General features: G+C 66.2%; 25 protein-coding genes. 14 read left to right on the top strand and 11 right to left on the bottom strand.

Features of this window, described 5'->3' with window-relative positions:
- The first annotated feature begins 111 nt into the window (after positions 1-111).
- Both C6A82_RS20925 and C6A82_RS20920 read left to right on the top strand, forming a co-directional pair.
- Positions 112-1,164 carry a dihydrodipicolinate reductase gene (locus tag C6A82_RS20925; RefSeq protein WP_105343988.1) on the top strand — a complete coding sequence of 351 codons (1,053 nt, stop codon included), beginning with the start codon at positions 112-114 and terminating at the stop codon, positions 1,162-1,164.
- Between the two features lie 10 nt (positions 1,165-1,174).
- Entirely contained in the window at positions 1,175-1,648 is a 474-nt protein-coding gene (locus tag C6A82_RS20920) for an SRPBCC family protein (protein WP_105343990.1), read from the top strand.
- A 71-nt stretch (positions 1,649-1,719) separates the two neighbouring features.
- Here C6A82_RS20920 and C6A82_RS20915 read toward each other — a convergent pair whose 3' ends face one another.
- Both C6A82_RS20915 and C6A82_RS20910 read right to left on the bottom strand, forming a co-directional pair.
- The gene (locus tag C6A82_RS20915; RefSeq protein ID WP_105343992.1) at positions 1,720-2,439 is read right to left on the bottom strand and encodes an HAD family acid phosphatase; all 720 of its coding nucleotides are present in this window, start codon (positions 2,437-2,439) and stop codon (positions 1,720-1,722) included.
- 2 nt (positions 2,440-2,441) lie between these two features.
- Positions 2,442-3,548 carry an NDMA-dependent alcohol dehydrogenase gene (locus C6A82_RS20910; protein WP_105343995.1) on the bottom strand — a complete coding sequence of 369 codons (1,107 nt, stop codon included), beginning with the start codon at positions 3,546-3,548 and terminating at the stop codon, positions 2,442-2,444.
- 64 nt (positions 3,549-3,612) lie between these two features.
- Here C6A82_RS20910 and C6A82_RS20905 point away from each other — a divergent pair, with 64 nt between their 5' ends.
- Both C6A82_RS20905 and C6A82_RS20900 read left to right on the top strand, forming a co-directional pair.
- Positions 3,613-4,470 carry a patatin-like phospholipase family protein gene (locus C6A82_RS20905; RefSeq protein ID WP_105343998.1) on the top strand — a complete coding sequence of 286 codons (858 nt, stop codon included), beginning with the start codon at positions 3,613-3,615 and terminating at the stop codon, positions 4,468-4,470.
- Between the two features lie 147 nt (positions 4,471-4,617).
- The gene (locus C6A82_RS20900) at positions 4,618-5,304 is read left to right on the top strand and encodes a hypothetical protein (RefSeq protein ID WP_311101449.1); all 687 of its coding nucleotides are present in this window, start codon (positions 4,618-4,620) and stop codon (positions 5,302-5,304) included.
- 61 nt (positions 5,305-5,365) lie between these two features.
- On the opposite strand, the gene C6A82_RS20895 is transcribed toward C6A82_RS20900, so the two are convergent.
- A complete protein-coding gene (locus tag C6A82_RS20895; protein ID WP_105342471.1) occupies positions 5,366-6,337 on the bottom strand; it encodes a patatin-like phospholipase family protein in 972 nt (323 codons plus the stop codon).
- 48 nt (positions 6,338-6,385) lie between these two features.
- On the opposite strand from C6A82_RS20895, the gene C6A82_RS20890 reads away from it, so the two are divergent.
- Positions 6,386-8,074, top strand: coding sequence for a SulP family inorganic anion transporter (locus C6A82_RS20890; protein ID WP_233216773.1), 1,689 nt, complete (start codon positions 6,386-6,388; stop codon positions 8,072-8,074).
- Between the two features lie 28 nt (positions 8,075-8,102).
- On the opposite strand, the gene lpqV is transcribed toward C6A82_RS20890, so the two are convergent.
- Positions 8,103-8,528: a lipoprotein LpqV gene (gene lpqV, locus C6A82_RS20885; RefSeq protein WP_105342472.1), complete on the bottom strand. Its 426-nt coding sequence runs from the start codon at positions 8,526-8,528 to the stop codon at positions 8,103-8,105.
- A 128-nt stretch (positions 8,529-8,656) separates the two neighbouring features.
- Between lpqV and C6A82_RS20880 the strand changes: the two genes are divergently transcribed.
- Together C6A82_RS20880 and C6A82_RS20875 are read left to right on the top strand one after the other, a co-directional pair.
- A complete protein-coding gene (locus C6A82_RS20880; RefSeq protein WP_105342474.1) occupies positions 8,657-9,202 on the top strand; it encodes a cysteine dioxygenase family protein in 546 nt (181 codons plus the stop codon).
- A gap of 7 nt (positions 9,203-9,209) precedes the next feature.
- Positions 9,210-9,593 carry a rhodanese-like domain-containing protein gene (locus C6A82_RS20875; RefSeq protein WP_105342476.1) on the top strand — a complete coding sequence of 128 codons (384 nt, stop codon included), beginning with the start codon at positions 9,210-9,212 and terminating at the stop codon, positions 9,591-9,593.
- 2 nt (positions 9,594-9,595) lie between these two features.
- Here the strand turns inward: C6A82_RS20875 and C6A82_RS20870 are convergent, their stop codons facing one another.
- From C6A82_RS20870 to C6A82_RS20860, 3 genes are all read right to left on the bottom strand, one after another.
- Entirely contained in the window at positions 9,596-11,296 is a 1,701-nt protein-coding gene (locus tag C6A82_RS20870; protein ID WP_105342477.1) for an alpha/beta-hydrolase family protein, read from the bottom strand.
- Between the two features lie 9 nt (positions 11,297-11,305).
- Positions 11,306-12,085 carry an enoyl-CoA hydratase gene (locus tag C6A82_RS20865; RefSeq protein ID WP_105342479.1) on the bottom strand — a complete coding sequence of 260 codons (780 nt, stop codon included), beginning with the start codon at positions 12,083-12,085 and terminating at the stop codon, positions 11,306-11,308.
- Positions 12,086-12,182: 97 nt separating this feature from the next.
- Positions 12,183-13,256, bottom strand: a complete 1,074-nt coding sequence (locus C6A82_RS20860; RefSeq protein ID WP_105342481.1) for an enoyl-CoA hydratase/isomerase family protein — start codon at positions 13,254-13,256, stop codon at positions 12,183-12,185.
- 155 nt (positions 13,257-13,411) lie between these two features.
- Between C6A82_RS20860 and C6A82_RS20855 the strand changes: the two genes are divergently transcribed.
- Positions 13,412-14,266: a Bax inhibitor-1/YccA family protein gene (locus C6A82_RS20855; RefSeq protein ID WP_105342204.1), complete on the top strand. Its 855-nt coding sequence runs from the start codon at positions 13,412-13,414 to the stop codon at positions 14,264-14,266.
- A gap of 145 nt (positions 14,267-14,411) precedes the next feature.
- On the top strand, positions 14,412-15,281 hold the full coding sequence (locus tag C6A82_RS20850; protein WP_105342202.1) for an endonuclease domain-containing protein: 870 nt from the start codon (positions 14,412-14,414) through the stop codon (positions 15,279-15,281).
- A 51-nt stretch (positions 15,282-15,332) separates the two neighbouring features.
- On the opposite strand, the gene C6A82_RS20845 is transcribed toward C6A82_RS20850, so the two are convergent.
- A complete protein-coding gene (locus C6A82_RS20845) occupies positions 15,333-16,550 on the bottom strand; it encodes an acetyl-CoA C-acetyltransferase (protein WP_105342200.1) in 1,218 nt (405 codons plus the stop codon).
- A 34-nt stretch (positions 16,551-16,584) separates the two neighbouring features.
- Complete coding sequence (locus C6A82_RS20840) at positions 16,585-17,544, bottom strand: SGNH/GDSL hydrolase family protein (protein ID WP_105342198.1); 960 nt, start codon at positions 17,542-17,544, stop codon at positions 16,585-16,587.
- Between the two features lie 195 nt (positions 17,545-17,739).
- Here C6A82_RS20840 and C6A82_RS20835 point away from each other — a divergent pair, with 195 nt between their 5' ends.
- The 4 genes from C6A82_RS20835 (at position 17,740) to C6A82_RS20820 (ending at position 22,088) form a co-directional block, all read left to right on the top strand.
- Entirely contained in the window at positions 17,740-18,801 is a 1,062-nt protein-coding gene (locus C6A82_RS20835; RefSeq protein ID WP_105342205.1) for an alpha/beta hydrolase, read from the top strand.
- A gap of 29 nt (positions 18,802-18,830) precedes the next feature.
- Entirely contained in the window at positions 18,831-20,237 is a 1,407-nt protein-coding gene (locus C6A82_RS20830) for a cystathionine beta-synthase (protein WP_105342197.1), read from the top strand.
- Between the two features lie 136 nt (positions 20,238-20,373).
- Positions 20,374-21,072, top strand: coding sequence for an RDD family protein (locus tag C6A82_RS20825; RefSeq protein ID WP_311101448.1), 699 nt, complete (start codon positions 20,374-20,376; stop codon positions 21,070-21,072).
- Positions 21,069-22,088, top strand: coding sequence for a hypothetical protein (locus C6A82_RS20820; RefSeq protein ID WP_105344817.1), 1,020 nt, complete (start codon positions 21,069-21,071; stop codon positions 22,086-22,088). Before C6A82_RS20825 ends, C6A82_RS20820 begins: the two co-directional genes overlap by 4 nt.
- A gap of 6 nt (positions 22,089-22,094) precedes the next feature.
- On the opposite strand, the gene C6A82_RS20815 is transcribed toward C6A82_RS20820, so the two are convergent.
- Positions 22,095-23,267 (bottom strand): acyl-CoA dehydrogenase family protein, encoded by a 1,173-nt coding sequence (locus C6A82_RS20815; protein WP_105344815.1) that lies wholly within the window; start codon positions 23,265-23,267, stop codon positions 22,095-22,097.
- 133 nt (positions 23,268-23,400) lie between these two features.
- Between C6A82_RS20815 and C6A82_RS20810 the strand changes: the two genes are divergently transcribed.
- On the top strand, positions 23,401-24,870 hold the full coding sequence (locus tag C6A82_RS20810; RefSeq protein ID WP_105344822.1) for an FAD-dependent oxidoreductase: 1,470 nt from the start codon (positions 23,401-23,403) through the stop codon (positions 24,868-24,870).
- On the opposite strand, the gene C6A82_RS20805 is transcribed toward C6A82_RS20810, so the two are convergent.
- Entirely contained in the window at positions 24,832-25,671 is an 840-nt protein-coding gene (locus C6A82_RS20805) for an alpha/beta fold hydrolase (RefSeq protein WP_105344814.1), read from the bottom strand. The two genes, C6A82_RS20810 and C6A82_RS20805, sit on opposite strands and share 39 nt — an antisense overlap.
- Positions 25,672-25,704: the final 33 nt, after the last annotated feature.

The following is a 25,704-nucleotide window of genomic DNA, read 5'->3' as shown; positions in this document are numbered from 1 at the left end:
AGGTCGACGACGAATACGGCGGGCTGAGGGGCAATTGTGACGTGCCCTTGCGCCCCGTGGTGTACACCTGAGTAGAACGTGTTCTAGTTCTGCGACGGCGGGAGGAATGACATGGGCCTTCGGGTCGTTCAGTGGGCCACCGGCGGCGTCGGCGTTGCGGCGATCAGGGGCGTGCTGGAGCACCCGGACCTCGATCTCGTCGGCTGCTGGGTGCACTCGCCGGACAAGGCGGGCCGCGACGTCGGCGAACTGGCGGGAATCGCCCCGCTCGGCGTGACCGCCACCAACAGCATCGACGACATCGTCGCCCTCGACGCGGACGCAGTGATCTATGCGCCGCTGATGGCCAATCCCGACGAGGTGGCCGCGCTGCTGCGGTCGGGCAAGAACGTCGTCACCCCCGTCGGCTGGCTGTACCCCAGCGAGCGCAGTGCCGCACCGATGCGGGAAGCGGCGCTGGCGGGCGGTGTGACGTTGCACGGCACCGGCTTGGCACCCGGCGGCATCAGCGAGAAATTCCCACTGCTGTTCTCGGCGTTCTCCACCGGCGTGACATTCGTTCGCGCAGAGGAGTTCTCCGATCTGCGTTCGTACGAGGCGCCTGACGTACTTCGTCACGTCATGGGCTTCGGTGAATTCCCGGAGAAGGCGTTGACGGGACCTGCGCAGAAAATGCTCGACAGTGGCTTCATCCAGGCCGTGAAGATGGTCGTCGCCGAGATGGGGTTCAACGCGGACCCGAAGATTCGTTCGACCCAGGAGACCGCCGTGGCGACGGCGTCGATCGACTCGCCGCTGGGTGTCATCGAGCCCGGCCAGGTCGCGGGGCGCAAGTTCCACTGGGAAGCCCTCGTTGACGGCGAGCCGGTCGTACGCGTAACGGTGAACTGGCTGATGGGGGAGGAAAACCTCGTGCCGGCATGGGATTTCGGACCGGGGGGGCAGCGGTACGAGATGGAGGTAAGGGGAAATCCCGACCTCGACATCGTCGTGCACGGCTTTCACGCCAAGACCGGCGACGAGGGGCCCGACCTCGGTGTCGTGGGCACCGCCGCGCACTGTGTGAACTCGGTTCCGGCCGTCTGCGCGGCCGAGCCGGGCATCCTGACGATGCTCGATCTCCCGCTGATCAGCGGCAAGGCGGCGCCCCGCCTGGGTGGCTAGTCTTCATGTCATGACGAAGCCGTTGGTGGTGGAGCAGTCCCGCACAATTGCAATGGGCCAGGCGGACGTGTTCCGGGACATGGTTCCGATGCCGCTGTCCGAGCTGTTCACCAAGTGGTACGGCCCGATCCCGCCGATCAAGGAAACCAGGAATCAGACCGGTGACTGGGATGCTGCCGGGCAAACACGCACGGTCGTCCTCGTCGGCGGCGGCAGCATGCAGGAGAAGCTCACTCACTTCGATGCGCCGCATTCGTTCGGATACACGCTGTCCGACGTCAAGGGCCCGCTGTCGCCGTTGGTCGACCATGTTGAGGGCGTGTGGACTTTCGAGCCGATCGGCAACGGCACCAACGTGACGTGGCGGTGGACGATTCATCCGCGCAGCGCGCTGACGGCGCCGCTGCTGCCCGTGTTCGGGCGGCTGTGGAAGGGCTACGCCCGCCAGTCGCTCGCCGAGCTGTCACGCCAGCTGGTGCACTGACCGGTAATCCCGAGATCGACAAAATGGCGCGATCTACTCGCACAAATGCGCCAGAACGTGAGTTTCGGCGTTCAGGGAATGCGGTAGAACGGGTTCGGTAACAGAAACGTGCGCTCGGCGAATCCGCCGTCGAGGTCTGAGGGTTGGTCACCCATGTTGGCGATGATGGTGTATCCATCGGCTGAGATCGACTGCCGTGCAGGGGCTTTGAAGTCAGCAGCCGAGCCGAAATGGCCGCCGGTCGGTTTCATGATCAGCCGGGAATAGCCGGTGTATCCGACGTCGGCGAGGTTGCGTTCGGTGGCAGCGCGCTGCGATTCGGGCCGGCCGGTGATGAAGAAGATCGCCGCACCGCGATCCTTCGCGGTGTTGAACACGTCCATCGTCGGCGGTATCAGCGTCGACTCGGCGAGCAGATCCCAATCCTGCAACCCGCACGGACCTCCAGGCAGCTCGCACGGACCGGCGACGATACGCCCGAAGTCGTTGGCCTTCAGTGCTTCGTAGTTCGACAACGAGGTTTCGTCGATGTCGAAGACCACCGCGGGCCGGTCTACCAGCGGGGCCCGCTCGATGATCCACGGAATGGCGGGCCAGGCGGCCTGCTGGAGGTCGGTGAGATAGGCGCCGCTGCCGTAGTAGGCCCGTGCCTCGGTCTTCAGATCGCCGATGTTGGCGGGCTGAACCGGCGGCGGAATGATCGGCGACGGGGGTGCCGGCGGGGAGGCGACGGCCGTGGGAGCGAAGGCAATCGATGCGGCGGCCACCGCGGCAGCGATGCGGGCGATCACCGTCAGAACCTGATCAGCCCGCGCAGGTTGACGCCGGTGCGGAGATCGTCGTACCCGGAATTGATGTCGGAGAGCGTGTATTCGCGGGTGATGAGTTCGTCGAGCATCAACTGTCCGGAGTCGTAGAGGTCCAGCATGCGGAAGATGTCGACGCGGGGGTTTGATGAGCCGAAAAGCGAACCCCGGAGCTGCTTTTCGAACAGGGTCAGGTCGACGAGTGACATGCTCACTTGTTCCTCGCCCGGATGCGCCATGGCCGTCATCACCACCCTTCCGCGCTTGCCGACCAGGCTGAGTGCCTGTGCGACGTAGGCGCCCTCTGCGACGTCGGTGGTGACGACGCAGACGTCGGCCTTCTGCCCGCGGGTCAGCCCGATCACCAGCTTGGCCGCCTCCTCGACAGACGCGGCGGTGTGGGTGGCGCCGAACTCCATTGCACGGGAACGCTTGTACTCGACCGGATCCAGCGCGACGATGTGTCGCGCGCCCACGATCCTGGCCGCCTGCACGGCGTTGATGCCGACTCCGCCGACGCCCATCACCACAACCGTGCTTCCCGCGGTGGCCTCGCCGGTGTGAACCGCGCTGCCGTAGCCGGTGGTCACCCCGCAGCCGACCAGTGCAGCTTTATCCAACGCGACGCTGTCGTCGACCTTCACCACCGACGCGGTCGGCACCACCGTGTACTCCGAAAACGTTCCGAGCAGACACATCTGGCCGACGTCATGACCGCGGGCATGGAAGCGATGAGTGCCGTCGAGCTGAGGGCCCTTGAGGAGATACATCCCGAGTTCGCACAGATTGCTGATTCCGCGCACACACGGCCCGCACCGCCCGCACGCGGGGATGAAGCTCAGCACGACGTGATCGCCCTCGGCGACATCGGTGACTCCGGCGCCGACCTCCACGACGACGCCCGCGCCTTCATGCCCGCCGACCACCGGCATGGTCATCTGTAGGTCGCCGGTGACCAGGTGCTCGTCGGAGTGGCACAGCCCGCTCGCGGTCATCTTGACCATCACCTCGCCGTGCGCGGGGCCGTCCAGGTCGACCTCTTCGACCTCCCACTTCTGGTGCAGGCCCCATAGCACGGCCGCTTTCGTCTTCATCGACGTCTGCTCCTCGGGGTTGGTGTGTCAAGGGCGGTTATCGCCAGCCTGGCAGACTCCGCCTGTGACATCGAAACGTGGCCTGGTGCTGGCCGGCGGGGGATTGGCGGGTATCGCCTGGGAGATCGGCATCCTGCGGGGCATCGAAGACGAGTCGGCGGAGACGGCGACCGCGCTGCTGGCGTCCGACGTGGTGATCGGCACGTCGGCCGGTTCGGCGGTGGCCGCCCAATTGGGGAGCGGGCGCAGCCTCGACGAGTTGTACGAACGCCAGATCACGGGTGCATCCAAGGAGATCACGCCCGGCGTCGACATCGAGGGCATCACCGAACTGTTCATCAGCGCCCTTTCGGACCGCGACGCGACGACCGCGCAGAAGCTGCAGCGGATCGGGCAGGTCGCGCAGACGACGGCGACCGTGCCCGAAGCCGTCCGACGCGACGTCATCGCCCAGCGGTTGCCGTCGCACGACTGGCCGGAGCGCGATCTGCGTATCACCGCTATCGACATCGGCACCGGTGAACTGGTCGTCTTCGACCGCGGATCGGGCGTCGAACTCGTCGACGCCGTGGCGGCGAGCTGCGCCGTGCCCGGTGCGTGGCCTCCCGTGACGATCGGCGAGCACCGCTACATGGACGGCGGAGTCGGCAGCACCATGAACCTCAAGCTGGCCTTCGATTGCGGCACCGTCGTCGTCCTGGTGCCCTCGGGAAAGGGTGCGCCGTCGCCGTTCGGCCCCGATCCGGCGGTTGAGGTCGACGCGTTTCCCGGTCGATCACTGGGCGTCTTCGCCGACGACGATGCACTCTCGGCGTTCGGCCCGAACCCGCTCGACCCGGCGTGCCGCGAGCCGTCGGCGCGCGCCGGACGCGCGCAGGGCCGCCGCGTCGCCGCCGAAGTCGCCGATTTCCTCGCCGGCTGACCGCCCGGCGAAAAGTGCTGACCTGCGGTGATGGTTGGTGAAGAGTTTTCTCGAATTTCTTTGGGAAAAAGTGTGCGACTGGTCTGGGTTGATCGCTCCTACCTGTGAAAGCGACGCACAAGCGAGCTTCAGACCAGAGGACACGTGATGTACAACACCTTCCCCCAGCACCCGAACTACGGCCCCCAGCACCACGGCTACGGCTACGCGCCGATGCCGATGCAGCAGATGCCCGTGCAGCAGATGGCGCCGGTGGCGCAGTCGGCCACGGCGAGCAAGGGTCTGCTGATGATCGCGGGCCTGGCGGTCGTGGGTGCGGCTGCCTTCGGTGGGATGTATCTGATGAACTCCAGCAGCGCACCCGAGCAGGCCGCGGCCTCGCAGCCCTCGACGGTGTTCAACGTTCCCTCCACGATCGAGATCCCGTCGCTGAGCGCCGACAACGATCCGGGCACCGCCCCGGTGATCGTGAACAACCCCGCCCCGGTGCGGGTGGTCACCCCCTCGGCGCCGCGCACGGTCAACGCCCCGGTCGCTCCCGCCCCGGTCGCCGCTCCCGGCCCGGTCGCTTCTCCCAAGCCTGTCGAGGAGAAGAAGGAAGAGCCCAAGAAGGAAGAGCCCAAGAAGGAAGAGCCCAAGAAGGAAGAGCCCAAGCCCGCCCCGGCTCCTGCCCCGGCTCCGGCTCCTGCCCCCGCTCCTGCCCCGGCTCCGGCTCCTGCCCCGGCCCCGGCTCCTGCCCCAGCCCCGGCGCCCGCACCCGCGCCTGCCCCGGCGCCCGGTGGCGGCTTCCCGGGTGGCGACCCAATCGATTACGGCGGTTGTGTGTGCGGATAACCGCACAAGCCATTCCAAGCTTCAGCCCAGGCCATCTCCCAGCCTGGGCTGAAGCGCGTTGTCAGCCTTCCAGCCTCTTGACGGCCTGCGCTGTCAATTCGCGGCCGACGTCGATGACCTCGGACGCGCGGTGGAATTCCAGGCTGCGACAGGCGGTTCTGGGCACCTCGATCAGCAGGTCGGGTGGATAGGCCGCGAGCGTGTGCCGCGCCAGCGCGGCCTGCGCGATGTCGATGGTGCGGTTCATCACCTCGAAGCTGCCGAGCTTTGGGACCGGTGTTTCCTTCGCGCTGTCGACGAGTTCTTCGTCGCTGTCGGACTCGATCACCGACTCCGCGTCGTCGGCTTCGTCGGGTGCAAGGCCGAACCTGTTGAGCATGGTGCTCGACTCGAACAACGACGAAGTGCTGCGCCACATCCGGTTCCACCACTCCGTCGTGGCGCGCGGCTCCGCTTCGGTCGGCTCGTAGCGACCGTCGGTCTCGTTGCCGGCCAGGCTCACGGCGATGGTGAGGTCGGCGTTGACGGCCGCGATCGGCGCCATCGGCAGCGGGTCGAGAATACCGCCGTCGGCGAGCAGGCGTCCGTCGAGGATGTGCGGAGTGATGACACCCGGTATAGCGATCGACGCCCGGATCGCCGCGTCCACCGGGCCCCGCTGCAGCCATACCGACTTGCCCGCGATCAGGTCGGTCGACACCGCCGTATACGGGATCGGCAGATCCTCGATCGTGACCTCACCGAGGATGTCGCGAACCGCGTCGAGGATCTTCGCGGCCCGGAGCACTCCTGCGGCGGTGATCTTCGGGTCCAGCAGCCGAAGCACCGCGCGCTGTGTCAGCGCTTTCGCCCATTCGGCGAAGTCGTCGAGCTTCCCGGCCGCCTGCAGCCCGCCGACGAGTGCACCCATCGACGACCCCGCGATGCCGACGATCTCGTAGCCTTGCTCTTGCAGCTCGTTGATCACTCCGATGTGGGCGTATCCCCGCGCACCCCCGCTGCCGAGCGCCAGCGCCACTCGATTGCCAGACATAGCACCCATTTTGCGCCGTAATCGGCGTCGGCGGCGCCACAATCGGCTGTGCCCGCACACGACTTCAAGGTCAAGTCTGCGGTGCGTCGACTCGGCAGGCCCAAACCGCGCGACGTACTCGCCGGCCTAGTCACCGGGTTGTTCTCGATCCCCGAGGGAATGGCCTACGCCAGCATCGGCGGTTTCAACCCTGTCGTCGGACTCTGGTCAGGGGTAGTTCCAGGCATCGTCGCCTCGCTGTTCGCGCGCACCGTGCTCATGGTCACCACACTCACGAGCGCGATCGCGCTGTCATCCCGCAGCGTGCTGGCCGAAGTGGGCCTCGACCCGGCCGACCCCGCCAATGTCGCCGCGCTGGCGCTAGTCGTCGGAATCGTGATGCTGATCTTCGGCCTGCTTCGCTTCGGGTCAGTCATGAACTTCGTCTCCAACGCAGTGATGACCGGGTTCAGCACCGGCATCGCGCTGCAGATCATCGCGGGCGTGCTGCGCGACTCCACCGGTTATAAACCGCAGAGTAACAACACTATTGGTAAGTTCGTCGATGCGCTGGCCCATATCGGGCTGTGGCAGCCGCTGGCCGTTGCCGTCGCGGCAGGCACCGTCGCGGTCTGGGTGGTGTTCCACTTCATCAAGCCACTGAAATCGTTCGCCATTCTGCTGGCGCTCGTGGTGGTGACGGTCGTCGTCGCCGTCGCCCGCGTCGAGGTCGAGACGGTCGGTGATATCGCTTCGATCACGAATTCACTTCCGCCCCTGTCTATTCCGAATTTCGCGGCCATGCCCGAACTGCTGCTCGGCGGTATCGCGGTGGCCCTGGTCGCGCTGGCGCAGGCCGCAGGAATCTCGGCGTCGGTGCCGAATCCCGACGGCACGCGCAGCAACATGTCCGGCGACTTCACGGCGCAAGGTGCGGGCAACCTCGTCGGTGGCTTCTTCGGGGCATTGCCGGCGGGCGGTTCGCTTTCCCGCACCGGTGTCGCGACATCCGCTGGCGCGCAGACCCGTTGGGCGGGAATCTTCGCAGGCATGTGGCTCGCGGTGCTTGTCCTGCTCGCCGGTTCTGCCGCCGAGCTCATCCCGATGCCGGTCATCGGCGGCCTGATCCTGGTCATCGGCTTCGAGCTCATCGCAGGCAGGCTGCCCGACATCAAGCTGGTGTTGCGGGTGGCACCGATGTCCGCAGTCGCCATGCTGATCACCTTCGTTGCCACCACCCAGCTGCCGCTGCACACCGCGATCCTGATCGGGGTGATCGCCTCGCTTGTCCTGTACTGCGTCAAGGCCACGCAATCCGCGCAGCTGATGGCCTTGAAGCAGACCGACGACGGCGACTACCAAGTGATCCCCGTCCCCGAGGAGTGCCCGAGCAACGAGGTGACCGTCCTGCACTACGCAGGCGTCGGGCTCTTCGCCGAGGTGGCCCGCATCGACGAGGAGTGGCCAAGGCCGGCGGGCTCGACGAACGCCGTCGTCGTACTGAGCATGCGAATGCTGCCCGATGTACCGTCGTCGGTCGCGATCAAGGCGTTGCGGCGGTGGGCGGGCCAACTGGAGAGCCACGGTGGGCGCCTGATCGTCGCAGGTGTGACGCCTGCCGCGCACCGGATCCTGGAACGGGGAGGGCTGGTCGATGTGCTCGGGCCCGACGGCATCGTGCCCGCTACCGACCGGGTGTTCGGCGCGCTCGATGACGCCGTCGCCCGTGGCCGAGAATGGATCGCGGGCCGGCGCTAGCGGACTTTCTCGCACACGTGATTTGAACTCAGCAGAGCGAGTCGGCGCCCGCTTGGACCGCGACGATGGCAGCCGCCTGCCGAGCGGGGGACAGTTGCGCCCACGGGGTGCCGTACGTGGCCGGACCCGGCGGTGTGTTGGGATCCTGGATCTGCTTGAGGTAGGCCTCGACCTGCGACTTCCGATCGCCGCCCTGCTGGTCGATCCACACCTTCGCGGCCTGGCAGGCCTGCGAGTACTCCTCTTCGGTCGACTCGGCGTCCGACCCGACCGCGGTGGTCACGCCTCCCGGCGAGACCTCGACGGCGCCAGGGGCCGGGGTGTGCGTTTCCGAGCTGGCCGCGGTCGTCGTCGGCGGCGCCGACGTGGGCTCGCCACTGTCGCCTCCCGAGGAACAACCGGTGATCGCAAACGTCGTCGCGGACACCGCGACGCAAAGGGAGTAGAGGCGCATGCAGCCAATCTATGCAACACTCGCCGACGTGATGGAGCGGACCGGAGTGGCGTGGGCCCACCCGCGTGCTGGGGAGTGTTGTACGGCCTGACAGCCGACCCCTGCCCGTCGTCTCTTCTGGAGCTCCCATGGTTTCCGCCCTGTCCGTACCATCTCTTGCCGCGCCCGTCCGCTCCGCGCCCACCCGGCTGCGCGTGCCGGATCTGCTCAACGCGGTCGACGAAGCCGCCGACGGTGTCCTCAGCGGCCGCTACAACCACCTGCTGCCGGCCGGCGGACTGCCCGCCGACGAGCGGTGGTACACGCGCATCCACGGCGACGACGAGCTGGACATCTGGTTGATCAGCTGGGTCAAGGATCACGCGACCGAGCTGCACGACCACGGCGGCTCACTCGGCGCGCTGACGCTGCTGTCCGGTGCGCTCGACGAATTCCGTTGGGACGGCGAGACATTGCGTCGCCGCAGGCTTGAAGCGGGTGATCAGGCGGCATTCCCGCTCGGCTGGGTGCACGATGTCATCTGGGCGCCGACGTCCAGCATCACCGTCGCGGGCCCTACGCTGAGCGTGCACGCTTACTCCCCGCCGCTGACCGCGATGTCGTATTACGAAGTGACGAGGCGCAACACACTGCGCCGCAATCGAACCGAACTCACCGACGGCCCGGAAGGATAGCGAATCAATGTCCAGCCGTATCGACAAGGTGCTCGATGCCGCCCGCGCGCGGCTCGCGCGGATGCCCGCCGACGCAGTGGCCGGTGCGCTCGAACGCGGCGCGGTGCTCGTAGACATCCGCCCGCAGGCGCAGCGCGACCGCGAGGGTCACGTTCCTGCAGCGTTGGTGATCGAACGCAATGTGTTGGAGTGGCGCTGCGATCCCACCAGCGACGCCAAGATTCCCGAGGCCGTCGACGACGACGTGGAATGGGTGGTGCTGTGCTCGGAGGGATACACCTCGAGCCTTGCCGCCGCATCGTTGATCGACCTCGGGCTGCACAAGTCGACCGATGTGATCGGCGGCTATCACGCCTTGAAGGCTGAAGGGGTTCTGGCGGAGCTCAACTGACGTCAGCTGGAGTAACCCCGCAACAACATCGGCCGCAGCTCCTCCGTCTTCGCCGGTGTCCATCCCGGCGGCTGCAAGATGGCGGCCCAAGCGTTCGCGACGTCACGGATGTATACGTGGCCGTGCCCGTCGGGCACGTCGATGGCGACGGCCATGTCTGCGGACACTTGGAGGAACGTCACCACCGGGATCCACTGCATGCGTCCGGACAGGTCGTAGCCGCGAGGCTCGCGCAGCCAATCCGGTTCAGCGAAGAGCAGATCGGGGTTCCACCATGCGATCGGGTCCGATGCGTGCTGTAGGTAGACCGCACGCGGCCTACCCCACGGGTCGTCGGGGCGGTGCAGGTTGTCCGGCCGCGCGACGAATCTGACGTTCTCGCCCTTGTCGTAGATCGGCAGCCACTCCGGCGAATCCTTGTCGCGGTTGTGGGTGAGGTCTTTCCAGATCGTGTTGTTGAACGTCGGTCCGGAATACAGCGCGCCGTCGGTGCGGGCGATGACGTTGTTCAGCGCCAGGAACGGCGCCTCACCGCCGAACGAGCCCAGGCTCTCACCGAAGACCACCAGCTTGGGTCGTTGCGCCTCGGGCATTTCGCGGATCATCGCGTCGACGGCCTCGAACAACGCCTGACCGGACTGGCGCGCGTTCTCCTTGTCGACGAGAAAGGACAGCCAGCTCGGCAGGAACGAATACTGCATGCTCACGATCGCGGTGTTGCCGTTGTACATGTACTCCAGTGCGCCCGCCTCGGCCTCGTTGATCCAGCCGGTGCCTGTCGTCGTCGCCACAGCAATCACGTCGCGGTCGAGACCGCCTTTGGCCCGCAGCTCCTCGGCGGCCAGCGCTGCGGTCGCCTTGATGCCGTCGGCGGAATTCAGGCCCGCGTAGGCGCGGATCGGCTCGATGGCGGGCTTGCCGTTGAATGTCGTCAGGTCGCCGATGCTGGGGCCCCCTGACACGAAGACCCGACCCTGGTGGCCGAGCGACTCCCAGGTGACCAGTGAATCGGGGCCACCGGACCGCAGCGTCGACGTCGGCGCGGGGATGTCGGGATCGGTCTCGTCGTTGACCGCGCTGAAGGTCTTGTTGATGTAGTCCATTCCCACTCGGACGACGACACCGTTGAGGAGCGCGATGGCAAGCGCGAACAACAAAACGACCACGACAACCGCCGAGACACGTGGCGGTGCAATGTGATTCAACTGCCTGACCAGGAACTTGACCAGCCTGCCGATCAGCTGGCCGACTTCGACGAAGACGAAAAGCACGACGATGGCGAGCACCGCGGTCAGGGGATGCTCCCAGAATGTCATTCGCGGAACGTCGTTGAGGTCGCGTACCTCGTCCTGCCAGATGTGGAAGTAGATGATCATCAGAATCTGGCCGATGACCCCGACGACGACCACCGCGAGCCACGCCCAACCCGGCGCATGCGGGCTGGCGTCCCTCGAGAGCATGAACTGCACCAGCCACACGAGGAAGACCCCGATGCCGTAGCCGATCGCGCCTGCCGCCCCGCTGACGAGCCCTTGGAACACCGGGCCGCGGGGCAGCAACGACGGGGTCAGCGACAACCACAGGAACACCAGCGCGAGGACGGTCCCGGTGAACGTGTAGTGCCGTTGCCACCAGGTCGGCTTGTGCTGCGGCGGGTCCTGTTGCGGAGCTGCTTCTTCCGTCGCCTCCGCGGTGTCAGTCACCCAGGCAGATTAGCTGTGCGTGAAGTTCGGTGGGCGCTTCTCGCTGAAGGCGTTCATGCCTTCGGTCTGGTCGGCGGTGGCGAACGCCGCGTGGAACAGCCTGCGCTCGTAAAGCAAGCCCTCCGTCAGCGACGACTCGAAGGCACGGTTGACGGCCTCCTTCGCCATCCGCGACGCCGACAGCGACATCTGAGAGATGGTGGTGGCCACCGCCTTTGCCTCACGGATCAGCTCGTCGGCGGGCACTACCCGCGAGACGAGGCCGCTGCGATCGGCTTCCTCGGCGTCGATGGTGCGACCGGTGAGAATGAGGTCCATCGCCTTCGCCTTACCGATCGCGCGGGTCAGCCGCTGAGAGCCGCCCATGCCGGGCAACACGCCGAGCTTGATCTCGGGCTGGCCGAATTTCGCGGTGTCGGCAGCGATCATCAGATCGCACATCATCGCCAGCTCGCAGCCGCCGCCGAGCGCGTAACCCGCCACCGCGGCGATCAGCGGGGTGCGCACCGCCGCCAGCTTGGCCCACGGCGCGAAGAAGTCCTGTCCGAACACGTCTCCGAAGGACAGTTCCGACATCTCCTTGATGTCGGCACCCGCCGCGAACGCCTTTTCGTTGCCGGTGATGAGGATGGCGCCGATGCCGGGGTCATTGTCGAATTCGGCTGCGGCGGTGGTCACTTCGTGCATCACCTGGCTGTTGAGGGCGTTGAGCGCCTTCGGCCGGTTCAGCGTGATGGTGCCGACGCGCTCGTCGCGCTCGACGAGGATGGTCTCGTAGCTCTGGGTCATTGCTCGACTCCCACTCGTTTCGGTCTCCGCTCGTTCCTCGTCCCCTGCCCTGCGGGCGTGGGCCCAGCGATCCTCGCTCGCGGTCGTCTTCGGTCGGTCATTGCTTCTCCTCGGGGAAGGTCAGGTCGGGACCCTGCGGTGTGAAGTACGCGTCGATGTCGTCCTTGGTGACCGCCGCGACTGATGGGGGCGACCACTTCGGCTTGCGGTCCTTGTCGATCACCTGTGCGCGAATGCCTTCGACGAGGTCGTGGCTGCGCAGCGACCCGCATGATGTCCGATATTCCTGGCGCAGGACGTCTTCCAGGGTTTCGAGCTTGGCCGCGCGGCGCACCGCTTCCAGCGCGACCGAGAGCGATACGGGGGAGCGGGTCATGATGAGGTTGGCCGCGTCGACGGCGGCGGTGCCGCCAGTGTGCCCGGCGGGGCCTGCGTCCTGACCGCGCAGCGCGGCGACGATGTCCTCGACGGTCTCCCCCGCGTAGCACTCGTCGATCCATTGCCGTTGTGCCAGTAGCTCACTCGCCGGCGGATCCGTCGCGTACGAGGCCAGGGCGGCGTCGATACCGTCGGCGATGATCGCTGCCTTGAACTCGGCGAGTTCGTCGTGCGGCACGAAGTGGTCGGCAAAGCCCATCGCGATCGCGTCACCGGCGGCGAACGGCGCTCCCGTCAGCGCGGCGTGATACCCCAGCAACCCCGGCGCGCGCGAAAGGATGTACGTCCCCCCGACGTCGGGGATGAAGCCGATACCCACCTCGGGCATGGCCATTTTCGTGGTGTCGGTGACGACACGATGACTGCCGTGCGCGCTGACGCCGACGCCGCCGCCCATCACGATGCCGTCCATCAGCGAGACGAACGGCTTGGGATAGCGCGCGATGTAGGCGTTCATCCGATATTCGTCCCACCAGAAGGAACTGGCCACGCCGTGGTCGCCGCGAGCGCTGTTGTAAACCTCGACGATGTCCCCGCCCGCGCACAGGCCGCGTTCGCCCTCGCCGGACAACACGATGGCGTGTACTGCGTCGTCATCCCGCCATTCGGTCAGTGCCTGAGAGATGGCTGAGACCATGGGGTGGGTCAGCGAGTTGATCGCCTTGGGCCGGTTGAGGCTGATCAGCCCTATTCCGCCGGCGACCGTTACTAGGACATCCTCGTTTTCGCCCACGTCATGCAATGTAGAACGTGCCGCTGCGGGGCCCCGCTACGGGTAGGCTTTCCTGTGAAAGACCTGGGAGGTTTCTTCGGGAACCAGACCAGGTGGCCGATCGTTGAGAAAGTGTTCGTCAATAGGCGAACGACAGCACAGGAGAGGAACCGACGGTGCGCGAGAGCAGCAACCCGGTATTTCGTTCCCTGCCGAAGACGCAGGGCGGATACGCGCAGTTCGGTACCGGAGCCGCAGGCGCCGGTGCTGCGGCAGTACATGCCGACCCGTATGTGACGCAGTACCCCGACCGGCAGCAGACCGGGGTTTCGCGTCCGATGACCATCGACGACGTCGTCACGAAGACGGGCGTCACGCTGGCGGTGCTCAGCGCCGTTGCGGTCGTCTCGTACTTCCTTGTCGCAGGCAACCTTGCGCTGGCGATGCCGTTCGCCCTGGTCGGCGGCCTCGGCGGGCTGGTAGTGGTGCTGATCGCCACGTTCGGCCGCAAGCAGGACAACCCCGCGATCGTGCTGACCTACGCGGCCCTCGAGGGCCTGTTCCTCGGCGCGATCTCGTTCCTGCTCGCCAACCTCTATGTCTCCGGTGCCAGCGCCGGTGCCCTCATCGGGCAGGCCATCCTCGCCACCATCGGCGTGTTCATCGGCATGCTCGTCGTCTACAAGACCGGCGCCATCCGCGTCACCCCGAAGTTCACTCGCATGATCATCGCCGGCATCTTCGGTGTGTTGGTGCTCGCGCTCGGCAACTTCGTGCTGGCGATGTTCGGTGTCGGCGGCGGTGAGGGTCTCGGCCTTCGCGGCAACGGCCCGATCGCGATCATCTTCTCGCTGGTGTGCATCGGTCTGGCAGCGTTCAGCTTCCTGCTCGACTTCGACGCCGCCGACCAGATGATCCGTGCAGGCGCGCCGGAGAAGGCGGCATGGGGTGTCGCACTGGGCCTGACCGTCACGCTGGTCTGGCTCTACATCGAGATCCTGCGTCTGCTGTCCATCTTGCAAAGCGATTGACGACCATCTACGACGAAAGCCCCCGGCACGCCGGGGGCTTTCTTCTTGCGCTCACTATTCGCCGAAACTGCTCACAGATCGCGTTTCGTCCACAGATCGCGATCTGCCCGCAGACTCGGCGAGGTGAACGCGCCAAAGTCGAGCCATGGCAAGGTTCGACGCGCCGTTCGTCGGCAGTGAGGCAGTAGTCGCCGGAGCGATTCGCAAGCATGAACTGCGGTCGCGGTACTTCGCGGTCTTCCCAGACGTATACCTGGAGAAAGACGCCGTTCCGACGTTGCATCAACGAGCCAAGGCGGGCTGGCTGTGGTCTCATCGACAAGGTGTCATCGCGGGCCTCACGGCGTCGGCGCTGCATGGCGCCAAGTGGGTCGACGACGCTGCGCCCGTCGAGCTGATATGGCCGAACGCCCGCCCGGCCAGGGGGCTGCGGACCTACGACTACCCGTTCCGCACAGACGAATTGGGCGAATTCGATGGCATGCGCATCACCACGGTAGCCCGTACAGGATTCGACATCGTCCGCCGAAGGCCGCTCGATGCGGCAATCGCAAACCTCGACGCGCTCGGTAATGCCACGGGACTGCAAACTCCGGACATACTGCGAATCGCCCGGGAGCACCGCGGCTCACGCGGGCTGCGCCAACTCGCGAAGGTCCTCGACCTCTACGACCCTGGCGCAGCGTCGCCGAAGGAAACATGGTTGCGGCTGTTGGTGATTCGAAATGACTACCCGCGACCGCGGACCCAGATTCCAGTGACGAGCGCCGACGGCCGCCGCCGGTATTACCTCGACATGGGGTGGGACGATCTGATGCTCGCCCTCGAGTACGACGGAGAGCACCATCGCCTCAACCCGGATCAGTATCGGTACGACATTCAGCGCTCTGAAGATCTGTACGAGCTGGGTTGGACGCGGCTGAGAGTCGTCAAAACCAATACCAGTGCCGACATTCTGCGCCGTCTCGCGCGCGCCTGGCGCTCCAGACTGCGGCCAGATCGCGAGAACTTTTGAAATGGCGATCTGTCAGCAGACTCGAAGCGCCTCGGCAGAGTCAGTGGGTCGTCAAGACAGCCGCTCGATGATCATCGCCATGCCCTGGCCGCCGCCGACGCACATCGTCTCGAGGCCGAAGGTCTTGTCGTGCGTCTGCAGGTTGTTCAGCAGGGTGGCCGTGATGCGCGCACCCGTCATACCGAACGGGTGGCCCAGCGCGATCGCGCCGCCCGACACGTTGAGCTTGTCGTGGTCCATGCCCAGTTCGCGCGCGGAGCCGAGCACCTGCACGGCGAACGCCTCGTTGATCTCGTAGAGGTCGATGTCGTCGATCGTCATGCCCGCGTTGGCAAGAGCCTTGCGCGTCGCCTCGATGGGACCCAGCCCCATGATCTCCGGCGACAACCCGCTCACGCCTGTCGCGACAATGCGCGCCAGCGGCGTCAGCCCCAGCTCCTTGGCCTTCTCATCGCTCATCACGATTACCGCCGCCGCGCCGTCGTTCAGCGGGCAGGCATTGCCGGCGGTGACCGTGCCGTTCGGCCGGAACACCGGCTTGAGCTGGCTGATCTTCTCGTACGTCGTGCCTGCACGCGGCCCGTCGTCGGTGCTGACCTGCGACCCGTCGGGCAGCGTCACCGGGGAGATCTCGCGTGCGAAGAAGCCGCTGTTGATCGCCTCCTCTGCGCGGTTCTGGCTGCGCACACCCCAGTGGTCCTGGTCCTCGCGACTGATGCCGGTGAAGTTCGCGACGTTCTCGGCGGTCTGGCCCATCGCGATGTACACGTCGGGAAGCAGGCCCTCCTGACGCGGGTCATGCCACTCCTCGGCGCCTGCCGACGCGCTCACCGACCGCTCCTCGGCGTCGGCGAACAGCGGGTTGTGCGAGTCGGGCCAGCCGTCGGAGGTGCCCTTCGGGAACCGCGACACGGTCTCCACGCCCGCGGAGATGAACGCACTGCCCTCGCCCGCCTTGATCGCGTGGAACGCCATCCGCGTCGTCTGCAGCGACGACGAGCAATACCGATTCACCGTGGTGCCGGGCAGGAAGTCGTATCCGAGCTCGACGGCGACCGCACGGCCGATGTTGAAACCGGCCTCACCGCCGGGCTGCCCGCAGCCCATCATCAGGTCGTCGATGTCCTTCGGGTCGAGCGAAGGCACCTTGTCGAGCGCGGCGCGCACTATCTGCGCGGCCAGGTCGTCGGGTCGCATGTCGACCAGCGATCCCTTGCCTGCGCGGCCGATCGGCGAACGTGCGGTCGCGACAATGACGGCTTCACTCATGACGGCTCCTGGAGTAGTGGCTTACTGGGAGAACCTAGCTGGCGGGCACCACTATCGGTGCAGGGACCCCAGTCGAGCGGCGCCACAGCCGGCTCACCCCGCCGAGGCGCGACAGCAGCGTGCTGACGTCGGTGCGGGTCTCCAACGGTGACTCCGGCTCCTCCGTTGTGGCGAAGCCGCCCAACGCATTACACAGCGCAGGCAGCAGCTGGTTGGCGGCCAGCGCATATCCGGCCCCCGACGGATGGAACATGTCCGACGAGAACATCAGCTCCGGCGCCCGCCGGAAGTTGGTCGTCATCAGGTCGGCCAACGGAACCGGCAGGCCTCCCGAGGTCCTCACCGCCGCCGCCTGCGCGCGCGCCAGTCGCAAACCGCGCGTGCGTGCCACCGTGCGCAACGGCTGCGGAATCGCGGTGATGACGCCGAAGTCCGGGCAGGTGCCGACCACGACGACCGCGCCGCTGGCCCGCAGTCGCCGCACCGCCGCACCCAGCCGACGGGCCGACGGGCCGATGCCGTGCAGTTTGGTGATGTCGTTGGCCCCGATCATGATCACGGCCGCATCCGGCGGCGGGCCCGCGACGAACATGGCGTCGATCTGGCCCGACAGGCCCTTCGACGTGGCGCCGACGATGGCCTTGGTGCTCAGCCGGATCCGCCGGCCCGAGATCTCGGCCAGGTTGCGGGCGATCATCACGCCGGGCACCTCCTCGGCGTTGCGGGCACCGTATCCGGTGGCCGTCGAGTCGCCGAAGACCATCAGGTGCAGGTCGAACGGCACGCCGCGGTGCCAGCGCTCGACCGGACCTCCGCCAGGGGTGTAAACGCCGTCGGCGCGCGGCGGGGTGTCCCATGCCTTCGGAATGACGCGTCGGGCCTGCTCTGCCTGGCCGCTCAGAAAGGTGCGAGCTCCGACATAGGCGGAGCCTGTCGATGCGAGCGTGGCCGCTGCCGCAACGGCGGTCGACCTGCGCGATGCACAAATCTTCACGTGACCAGTTTATTAGCGCGATCGCGCACTATCCGCGTGGCGAGTCCTGTTCGACGGTCACGGTGCGGTATCAAGTCCGGTATCGAATAAGTTTCGTTGGGTGTTGTACGGGTTACCAATGTCAAGCTAAGTTACCGAGGTTGGCCGAGCAAAGCGCCACCCAATGGCATTACAGCTTCGTAGGAAGTGGTGGCGATGACGGCACCGAGCAAGGTTCCTAGCACCCGTAATGCTGCCATCAGCGCAGCTCGAGGGCACAAACCGCGTAAGTTTCCTGTCAGTGACGGCGCGCCTGTAGAGGTCGTCGAGGACGGTCCGAGTCTCGGTGGCCGGCTGCTTTCGCTGGCCGCAATGCTCACTATAAGGCCGACGCTGGCTATCGGTAGCTACGCACCACGTATGCCGTGGCCGTTCGGGGTTGTGGATTTCGCGTGCCGCGTGCTGAAGCCGGCCCCGGGCACGGTTCGTGCCACGATCTCACTGCCGAACTGCAACGCCCAGCTGGTCCGCGCAGCGGGCGTGCTTCCGGCCGACGGCAAACGCCGCATCGTTCTCTATATGCACGGCGGAGCGTTTCTGACCTGCGGCGTTCACAGCCATGGCCGCCTGGTCGAGACGTTGTCGAACTTCGCCGACAGCCCGGTGCTGGTGGTCAACTACCGGATGATTCCGAAGCACTCCGTCGGCATGGCGCTCGACGACTGCTACGACGCCTACAAGTGGCTGCGACTGAAGGGGTACGACCCCGACCAGATCGTGCTCGCGGGGGACTCGGCAGGCGGCTATCTTGCCCTCGCGCTGGCGGAGAAACTGCAGCTCGAAGGCCTGGCGAGCGAGTCGCCCGCAGCCATCGTCACGCTGTCGCCGCTGTTCGAGATCGACAACCAGGCGCGGGCCAACCACCCCAACATCCACTCCGACGCGATGTTCCCGCCCAAGGCGTTCAACGCGCTGGTGGAATTGGTGGAGGCCGCCGCTAAGCGCAACGTCGTCGACGGCGTTGCAGAGGAGGTCTTCGAACCGCTCGACCATATCGAGCCGGGACTTCCGCGCACGCTGATTCATGTCTCCGGGTCCGAGGTTCTGCTGAACGACGCCCGCAAGGCGGCGCACATGCTGGCCGCCGCGGGCGTGCCGGTTGAGGTGCGGGTCTGGCCGGGGCAGATGCACGTGTTCCAGATCGCCGGAACGGCGGTGAAAGAGGCCAAGCGGTCGCTGAAGCAGGTGGGCGACTACATCCGAGAGGCCACCTGGTAAGCATTCCCGCGGCCTGAGACCATGGACGTATGCGGATCGCCCGGCACGTCAGTGAGCTCATCGGCAATACCCCTCTGGTTGCGCTGAACTCAGTCGTCCCCGAAGGCGCGGGCAAGGTCGTCGCCAAGATCGAATACCTCAACCCCGGCGGCAGCTCCAAGGACCGCATCGCGGTGAAGATGATCGACGCCGCGGAAGCCAGCGGCGAGCTCAAGCCGGGCGGAACCATCGTCGAACCCACCTCCGGCAACACCGGTGTCGGGCTGGCGCTCGTCGCCCAGCAGCGCGGCTACAAGTGTGTCTTCGTGTGCCCGGACAAGGTCAGCGAGGACAAGCGGAATGTGTTGCGCGCCTACGGCGCTGACGTCGTGGTGTGCCCGACGGCGGTGCCGCCGGACCATCCGGACAGCTACTACAGTGTGTCCAATCGCCTCGTCGATGAGATCGACGGCGCATGGAAACCCGACCAGTACTCGAATCCGATGGGGCCGGCGAGCCATTACGAGACGACGGGCCCGGAGATCTGGAATGACACCGACGGGACGGTGACCCACTTCGTCGCGGGTGTCGGCACCGGCGGCACCATCAGCGGCGCCGGGAAGTATTTGAAAGAGGTCTCCGACGGCAGCCCGGGCGGACCCGTGCGCATCGTCGGCGCGGACCCGGAAGGGTCGGTGTACTCCGGCGGTACGGGCAGGCCCTACCTGGTCGAAGGCGTCGGCGAGGACTTCTGGCCGTCGGCCTACGACCCGTCGGTGCCCGACGAAATCATCGCCGTCTCCGACGCCGACTCCTTCGACATGACGCGCAGGCTGGCCCGCGAAGAGGCGCTGTTGGTCGGCGGATCCTGTGGCATGGCCGTCGTCGCGGCGATCGAGGCCGCCGTGAAGGCCGGACCGGATTCCGTTGTTGTCGTGTTGTTGCCCGACGGCGGACGCGGTTACATGTCAAAGGTTTTCAACGATGCGTGGATGTCCTCGTACGGTTTCCTGCGCAACCGGCTCGACGGCTCGCTGGAGCAGGCCACCGTCGGCGAGGTGTTGCGCGGCAAGTCCGGTGCGCTGCCCGACCTCGTGCATACGCACCCGTCGGAAACGGTGCGCGACGCGATCGGCATCCTCCGCGAGTACGGGGTGTCCCAGATGCCGGTCGTCGGAGCCGAACCGCCCGTGATGGCGGGCGAGGTGGCCGGAAGCGTGTCCGAGCGCGAACTGCTGTCCGCGGTCTTCGAAGGTCGGGCGAAGTTGGCCGACGCGGTATCTCAGCACATGCTTCCGCCGCTGCCGCTGATCGGAGCGGGGGAGTTGGTCAGCCACGCCGCGAAGGCGCTGCGCGACTGCGATGCCGTCATGGTGGTCGAGGAAGGTAAGCCGGTAGGCGTTCTGACCCGCCACGATCTGCTCGGATTCCTCTCCGACGGAAACTCGAGACGGTAGCCCGCCGGTCCGCCGAATCAGCGTTGATTTCGGCTTGACAAGTCGCGGCGCGGTTCTTGCCGAAGACCCTGCTGTGAGCATCTTCTCAGGTACATTAAGCAGCGCTTGATCCCAGCTGATGACCTGGAAGGCGTCCATGACCGATCAACCGCCACCTCCCCCTGGCAATTATCCGCCCCCGCCGCCGGGCAACTACCCGCCGCCACCACCGCCGCAGAGTGGCGGATTTCCGCCGCCGCCGCAGGGTCAGGGCTACCCGCCGCCGCAGGGTCAGGGCTACCCGCCGTCGCAGGGTGGCGGATTCCCGGCGGCCACCGGGCCAGGTGGGGCGTTGCCGAAAGAGGCGTACACACCGTGGGGTACGCGTGCGTTGGCGTACATCATCGACTACATTCCTGTTCTCATTCTCGAGGGCATCGGCTGGTTGTTGTTGATTAGTACCCGCGAAACCGCCTGTGTCACCGACACATCGGAGTACGACCTCGGTGAGTTCTGCGCCACGGGGGCGTCCACCACCGGCCAGATCGCGGTCTTCCTCACAGGTCTGATCGCGCTTGCCTACATCATCTGGAACCTCGGATATCGCCAAGGCAAAACGGGCTCCAGCATCGGCAAGGGCATCATGAAGTTCAAGATTGTCAGCGAAAAGACCGGTCAGCCAATCGGATTCGGCATGTCGGTCGTCCGAGAACTGATCTACCTGGTGGCTGCCGGCCTCTGCGGCATCGTCTGGCTCATCGCGGTGCTCTTCCCGCTGTGGGATGTGAAGCGGCAGACGCTCGTGGACAAGATCATCTCCACCATCGCCGTACCCTTGGGTAAAGGACTTCTATGACCAATCCACCAACTCCACCTCCGCCGGGCGGCGGCTATCCGCCTCCGGGAGAGGGTGGCTATCCACCACCAGGACAAGGTGGCTACCCGCCGCCAGGACAAGGTGGCTACCCGCCGCCAGGACAAGGTGGCTACCCGCCGCCAGGACAAGGTGGGTACCCACCGCCACAGCAGGGCGGCTATCCACCGCCTCCCCCACCGAGCGGCTATCCGCCGCCACCCCAGCAGGGCGGCTATCCGCCGCCACCGCAGCAGGGCTATTCACCGGCGGGTTATCCGCCCGCAGGACCGCCGGGTTACGGTGGGGCACAACCATTCAGCGTCGGCGAGGCGTTTTCGTGGGCGTGGAACAAGTTCAGCAAGAACGCGGCCCCGCTGATCATCGCGACGCTCGTCTACGGCCTGATCGTCATCGTGCTGCAGGTGATCATCAATCTGCTGCAGGCGGCGGTGAGTCCGGGCGTGAGCGACTACACGTCTGACGCGAACGGTTTCTCGTATTCATGGAGCACCACGTCCATGGGTGTCGGCGGGATCCTCATTGCGATCGTGGGCTGGTTCGTGTCGCTGATCGTCGGCGCGGCAATCCAATCCGGATTCCTCAGCGGCGTGCTCGACATCGCCAACGGGCAGCAGGTGTCGGTCGGTTCGTTCTTCCGGCCGCGCCACATCGGTCAGGTGATCATCGCGGGACTGATCGTCGGTGTCATCACCACGATCGGGTTCTTCCTGTGCGTCATTCCCGGTCTGCTCGCCAGCATTCTGCTGGTCTTCACCGTGGTCGCCCTGCTCGACCGCAACCTGCCAGCGGTCGACGCGGTCAAGACCAGCTTCGAAACCAGCAAAGCCAATTTCGGCAGTGCGTTTTTGACCTGGCTGGTCGGGGTCGCGCTCATCGTCGCCGGCGCGATTCTCTGCGGCGTGGGCCTCCTGGTCGCGGTACCGGTCGCGGCGTTGTTCCTCGTCTTCGCGTGGCGCAGGATCACCGGCGGCCAGATCGCACCGCTCACACCGTAGTTCGAGTCATCGGAAGGCGCTGACGCCCGTCAGCGCCTCTCCGATGACCATCTGGTGTACCTCCGACGTGCCTTCGTAGGTCAGCACCGACTCCAGGTTGTTCGCGTGCCGCAGCACCGGATATTCCAAGGTGATTCCGTTCGCGCCCAATAGAGTTCGACACTGGCGCGCGATCTTGATGGCTTCGCGGCAATTGTTCAGCTTGCCGAAGCTCACCTGTTCCGGCCGGATCCGCCCCTCGTCCTTCAACCGGCCGAGGTGCAGCGCAAGCAGTTGCGCCTTGCCCAATTCGACGGCCATGTCGGCGATCTTGGCCTGCGTCAGCTGGTAACCCGCCAGCGGCTTGTCGAACACCTGGCGGGTCCCGACATAGTCGATCGCCGTTTCCAAACAGTCCCGCGCGGCGCCCACGGTGCCGAACACGATGCCGAACCTCGCCTCCGACAGGCAGGCCAGCGGACCCGACAGACCCCGCGCCTCGGGCAGCTGCGCCTCGGCGGGCAGGCGCACGTCGTCGAGATGCAACTCGGACGTCACCGATGCGCGCAACGACAGCTTGCGCTTCATGTCGGTCGCTTCGAACCCCGTCGTGCCCGCTGGCACAAGGAAGCCGAGCACGCCCTCCTCGGCCCGCGCCCACACCACCGCGACGTCGGCGACCGAACCGTTGGTGATCCACATCTTCGAACCGTTGAGGATCCAGTCCGAGCCGTCGCGACGGGCCGTGGTGCGCATGCCGCCGGGGTTGGAACCGAAGTCCGGTTCGGTCAGCCCGAAGCATCCGATGGCGTCGCCGGTGGCCATATCGGGCAGCCACTGTTTGCGCTGCTCCTCGCTACCGTGCCGGTGGATGGCGAACATCGCCAGCGAGCCCTGCACCGAGACGAGGCTGCGTAAGCCGCTGTCCACCGCCTCGAGTTCCTGGCAGACCAGGCCGTACGCGGTGGCGGTCGATCCGCCGCACCCGTAGCCCTCCAAATGCATCCCCAGCACACCCAGTTTGCCCAGGTCGGAGGCCAGCTCGCGGACCGGCACCTCGCCGGCCTCGAACCATTCGGCGATGTGCGGCCGCAGTCGCTGCTCGCCGAAGCGGCGGACGGTCTCGCGCAACTCTTTGTCTTCCGGCGTCAGCTGCGCATCGAGGTCGAGCAGGTCATCGATTCGGGCGGTAGCGCTCATGATCCATGTCTACACCTCGCCGAGCAGGTGCCGATCGGTTGGCGTAGTCGATTACGCTGCCCAGCCCACCGCTTCGGCGGACACTGTTCTCGTGCCCGACCTTGTATCTGCCGCTACGCCGGAGGCGGCAGTGATGCGCTGCGACGTCTGCATCGTCGGGGCGGGTATCGCCGGCATGAACGCGCTCTACGTGGCCAGCCGGTACCTGTCGCAGGACCAGAAGATCGTGCTCGTCGACAGGAGGCCGGGCGTCGGCGGCATGTGGGTCGACACCTACCCGTATGTCCGGCTCCACCAACCCCATCCCATGTTCACCGCGGGGGACATCGAATGGACGCTCGGCAAGGATCGCGCGTATCTGGCGACGAAAGGCGAAGTGCTCGACCACTTCGCGCACTGTCTCGACGTCGTCAAGCAGCGAGTGCGCGTCGACGAACTGTTCGGCGCGACGATGGAGTCGCATGAAGAGGTCGACGGAATCGTTCGGGTGACGTGTCGAGCCGCGGACGGCCGTGTGCATGTCGTCGAAGCCAAGCGGCTGATCAAGGGCTACGGACTTGCCGTCACGCCCAACGAGCCGCTCGACGTCTCCAGTCGGCGCGTCGAGTCCGTGTCGCCCGACTACTGCGACGTTCGGTCAGGTGAGATCCGAGACAGCAACGCGCCGGTGTGGATCATCGGCGGCGGCAAGACCGCGATGGACACGGCACATGCGCTGATCACAGCGTGCCCCTGGCGTGAAGTGAACTTGATCGCGGGCCGGGGGACCTTCTTCGCCAAACGCGACCGCCTGTTCCCAGCCGGGGCGAGCAAGTGGTGGGCGGGAACCCAGTTCGCCACGATAAGCGAACAATTGGGTCGCCGGTACAACGGGGCCAACGAGGTCGAGGTGCAAAAGTGGTTCCGCGCGGCCTACTGCACCCACCCGACGCCGGAGGCCGAGAACTACTTTGCCGGCTTGCTGTCGGAGGCCGAGAACAAGACGATCGCCGAGGGCCTTCGTCACATCGTGATGGACTACTTCGACGACGCGGTCGACCGTAACGGCGAAACCGAGTTGGTGTTCCGCAGCGGGTCGAGGAAGGCGATCCAACCCGGCAGCTGGCTGATCAACTGCACGGGATACCTCGGCGGCGACAGCAATCTGCCGTACGAGCCCTACGTATCCGCGAGTGGGGCGGTGGTCTCCATCAATCCGCGGTCCTGGGTTCTGCACCTCCCCGCGTTCCACGGGTACTACCTCACCCAGCTGCTGTTCCTCGACAAGCTGAGAGAGCTTCCGCTGTACGAGCTCGACATGCTCGATTTGCGACGGAAATCTCCCACCGCGCACCCGTACGCTCTGTTCGCGCTGGTTCAGCACAATCTGAGCCTCATCTACGACAACGTTCCGCGTCGCGTGTTCAGCGACAACAGACTCGACTTCGACGCGTGGTACCCGCTGCCGCGGCGGCTGCCCGGTGTGGTCAAGTTCATGCTCACTCACCGACGCGACGGCGAGCGCGCCCGCCGCATCCTCGACACCGTGCGGGAACGGTTCGATGTCCGCTGCGGCCTGCTGGAGTCAGGCGCCGGCGTGGGCCGTGAACCAGTCGAGCAGTAGGTCACTCACCTCGTTGGGTCGCTCGTCGACGACCCAGTGTGAGACACCCTCGAACTGCTCGTAGCGATAGTCGCCCACCACGTAGTCGGCGCACAGTCGCGCGCACTTCTCCTTCAGCGCGACGTCGTCGTCGGTCCAGAGGTACATCGTCGGCACGGTGACCTTTTGGACGGTCCTGCGCGGACTGCTGAACGGCATCGCGCGGTACCAGTTGAGGGCGGCGGTCAACGCACCGGGCTCCCGCATCAGGTCCATCTCGGCTTGCGCCAGTGCACGCGTTTGGGGCGGCTTCGACTCGATGAACCCTCGCACCGCGCGCCTGTTCAGCAAAAAGCGCTCAGGAAGCCACGGCAGTTGGAAGAACAGCATGTACCACGACGACAGCGCTTGGCGGCTGGTCGCAACGGCCTTCAGGAACGCGGCGGGATGCGGGACCGAAAGCGCCGTCAGCGTGTGCAGGCGGTCGGGAGCGGCCTGCGCGACATACCAGGCCACCGCCGCGCCCCAGTCGTGCCCGACGAGGTGCACCCGCTGCGCACCGCTGCTATCGATCAGCGTGAGCACATCGCCGACGAGGTCGTCGCCGCGGTAGTCACGCCTCCGCTTCGGCCGTGCGCCAGCGGAGTAGCCGCGCTGCATAGGCGCCAGACAGCGGTACCCCTGCGCGGTCAGGCGGTCGATGACCGGCTGGTACATCGAGTTGAGCTCCGGGAAGCCGTGTAGCAGGACGACCACCGGGCCGTCGGTGGGTCCGGCGTCGATCACGTCGAACACAAGGTCGCCGCGGCGGAACTGTTCCATCGGCTGACCTTATCCCTCCACATTCGGCCGCTC

Source organism: Mycobacterium sp. ITM-2016-00318, assembly GCF_002968285.2.
Taxonomy (GTDB): domain Bacteria; phylum Actinomycetota; class Actinomycetes; order Mycobacteriales; family Mycobacteriaceae; genus Mycobacterium.
Note: the sequence above shows the minus strand (reverse complement) of the source record. Positions and strands in the feature narration are given on the sequence as shown.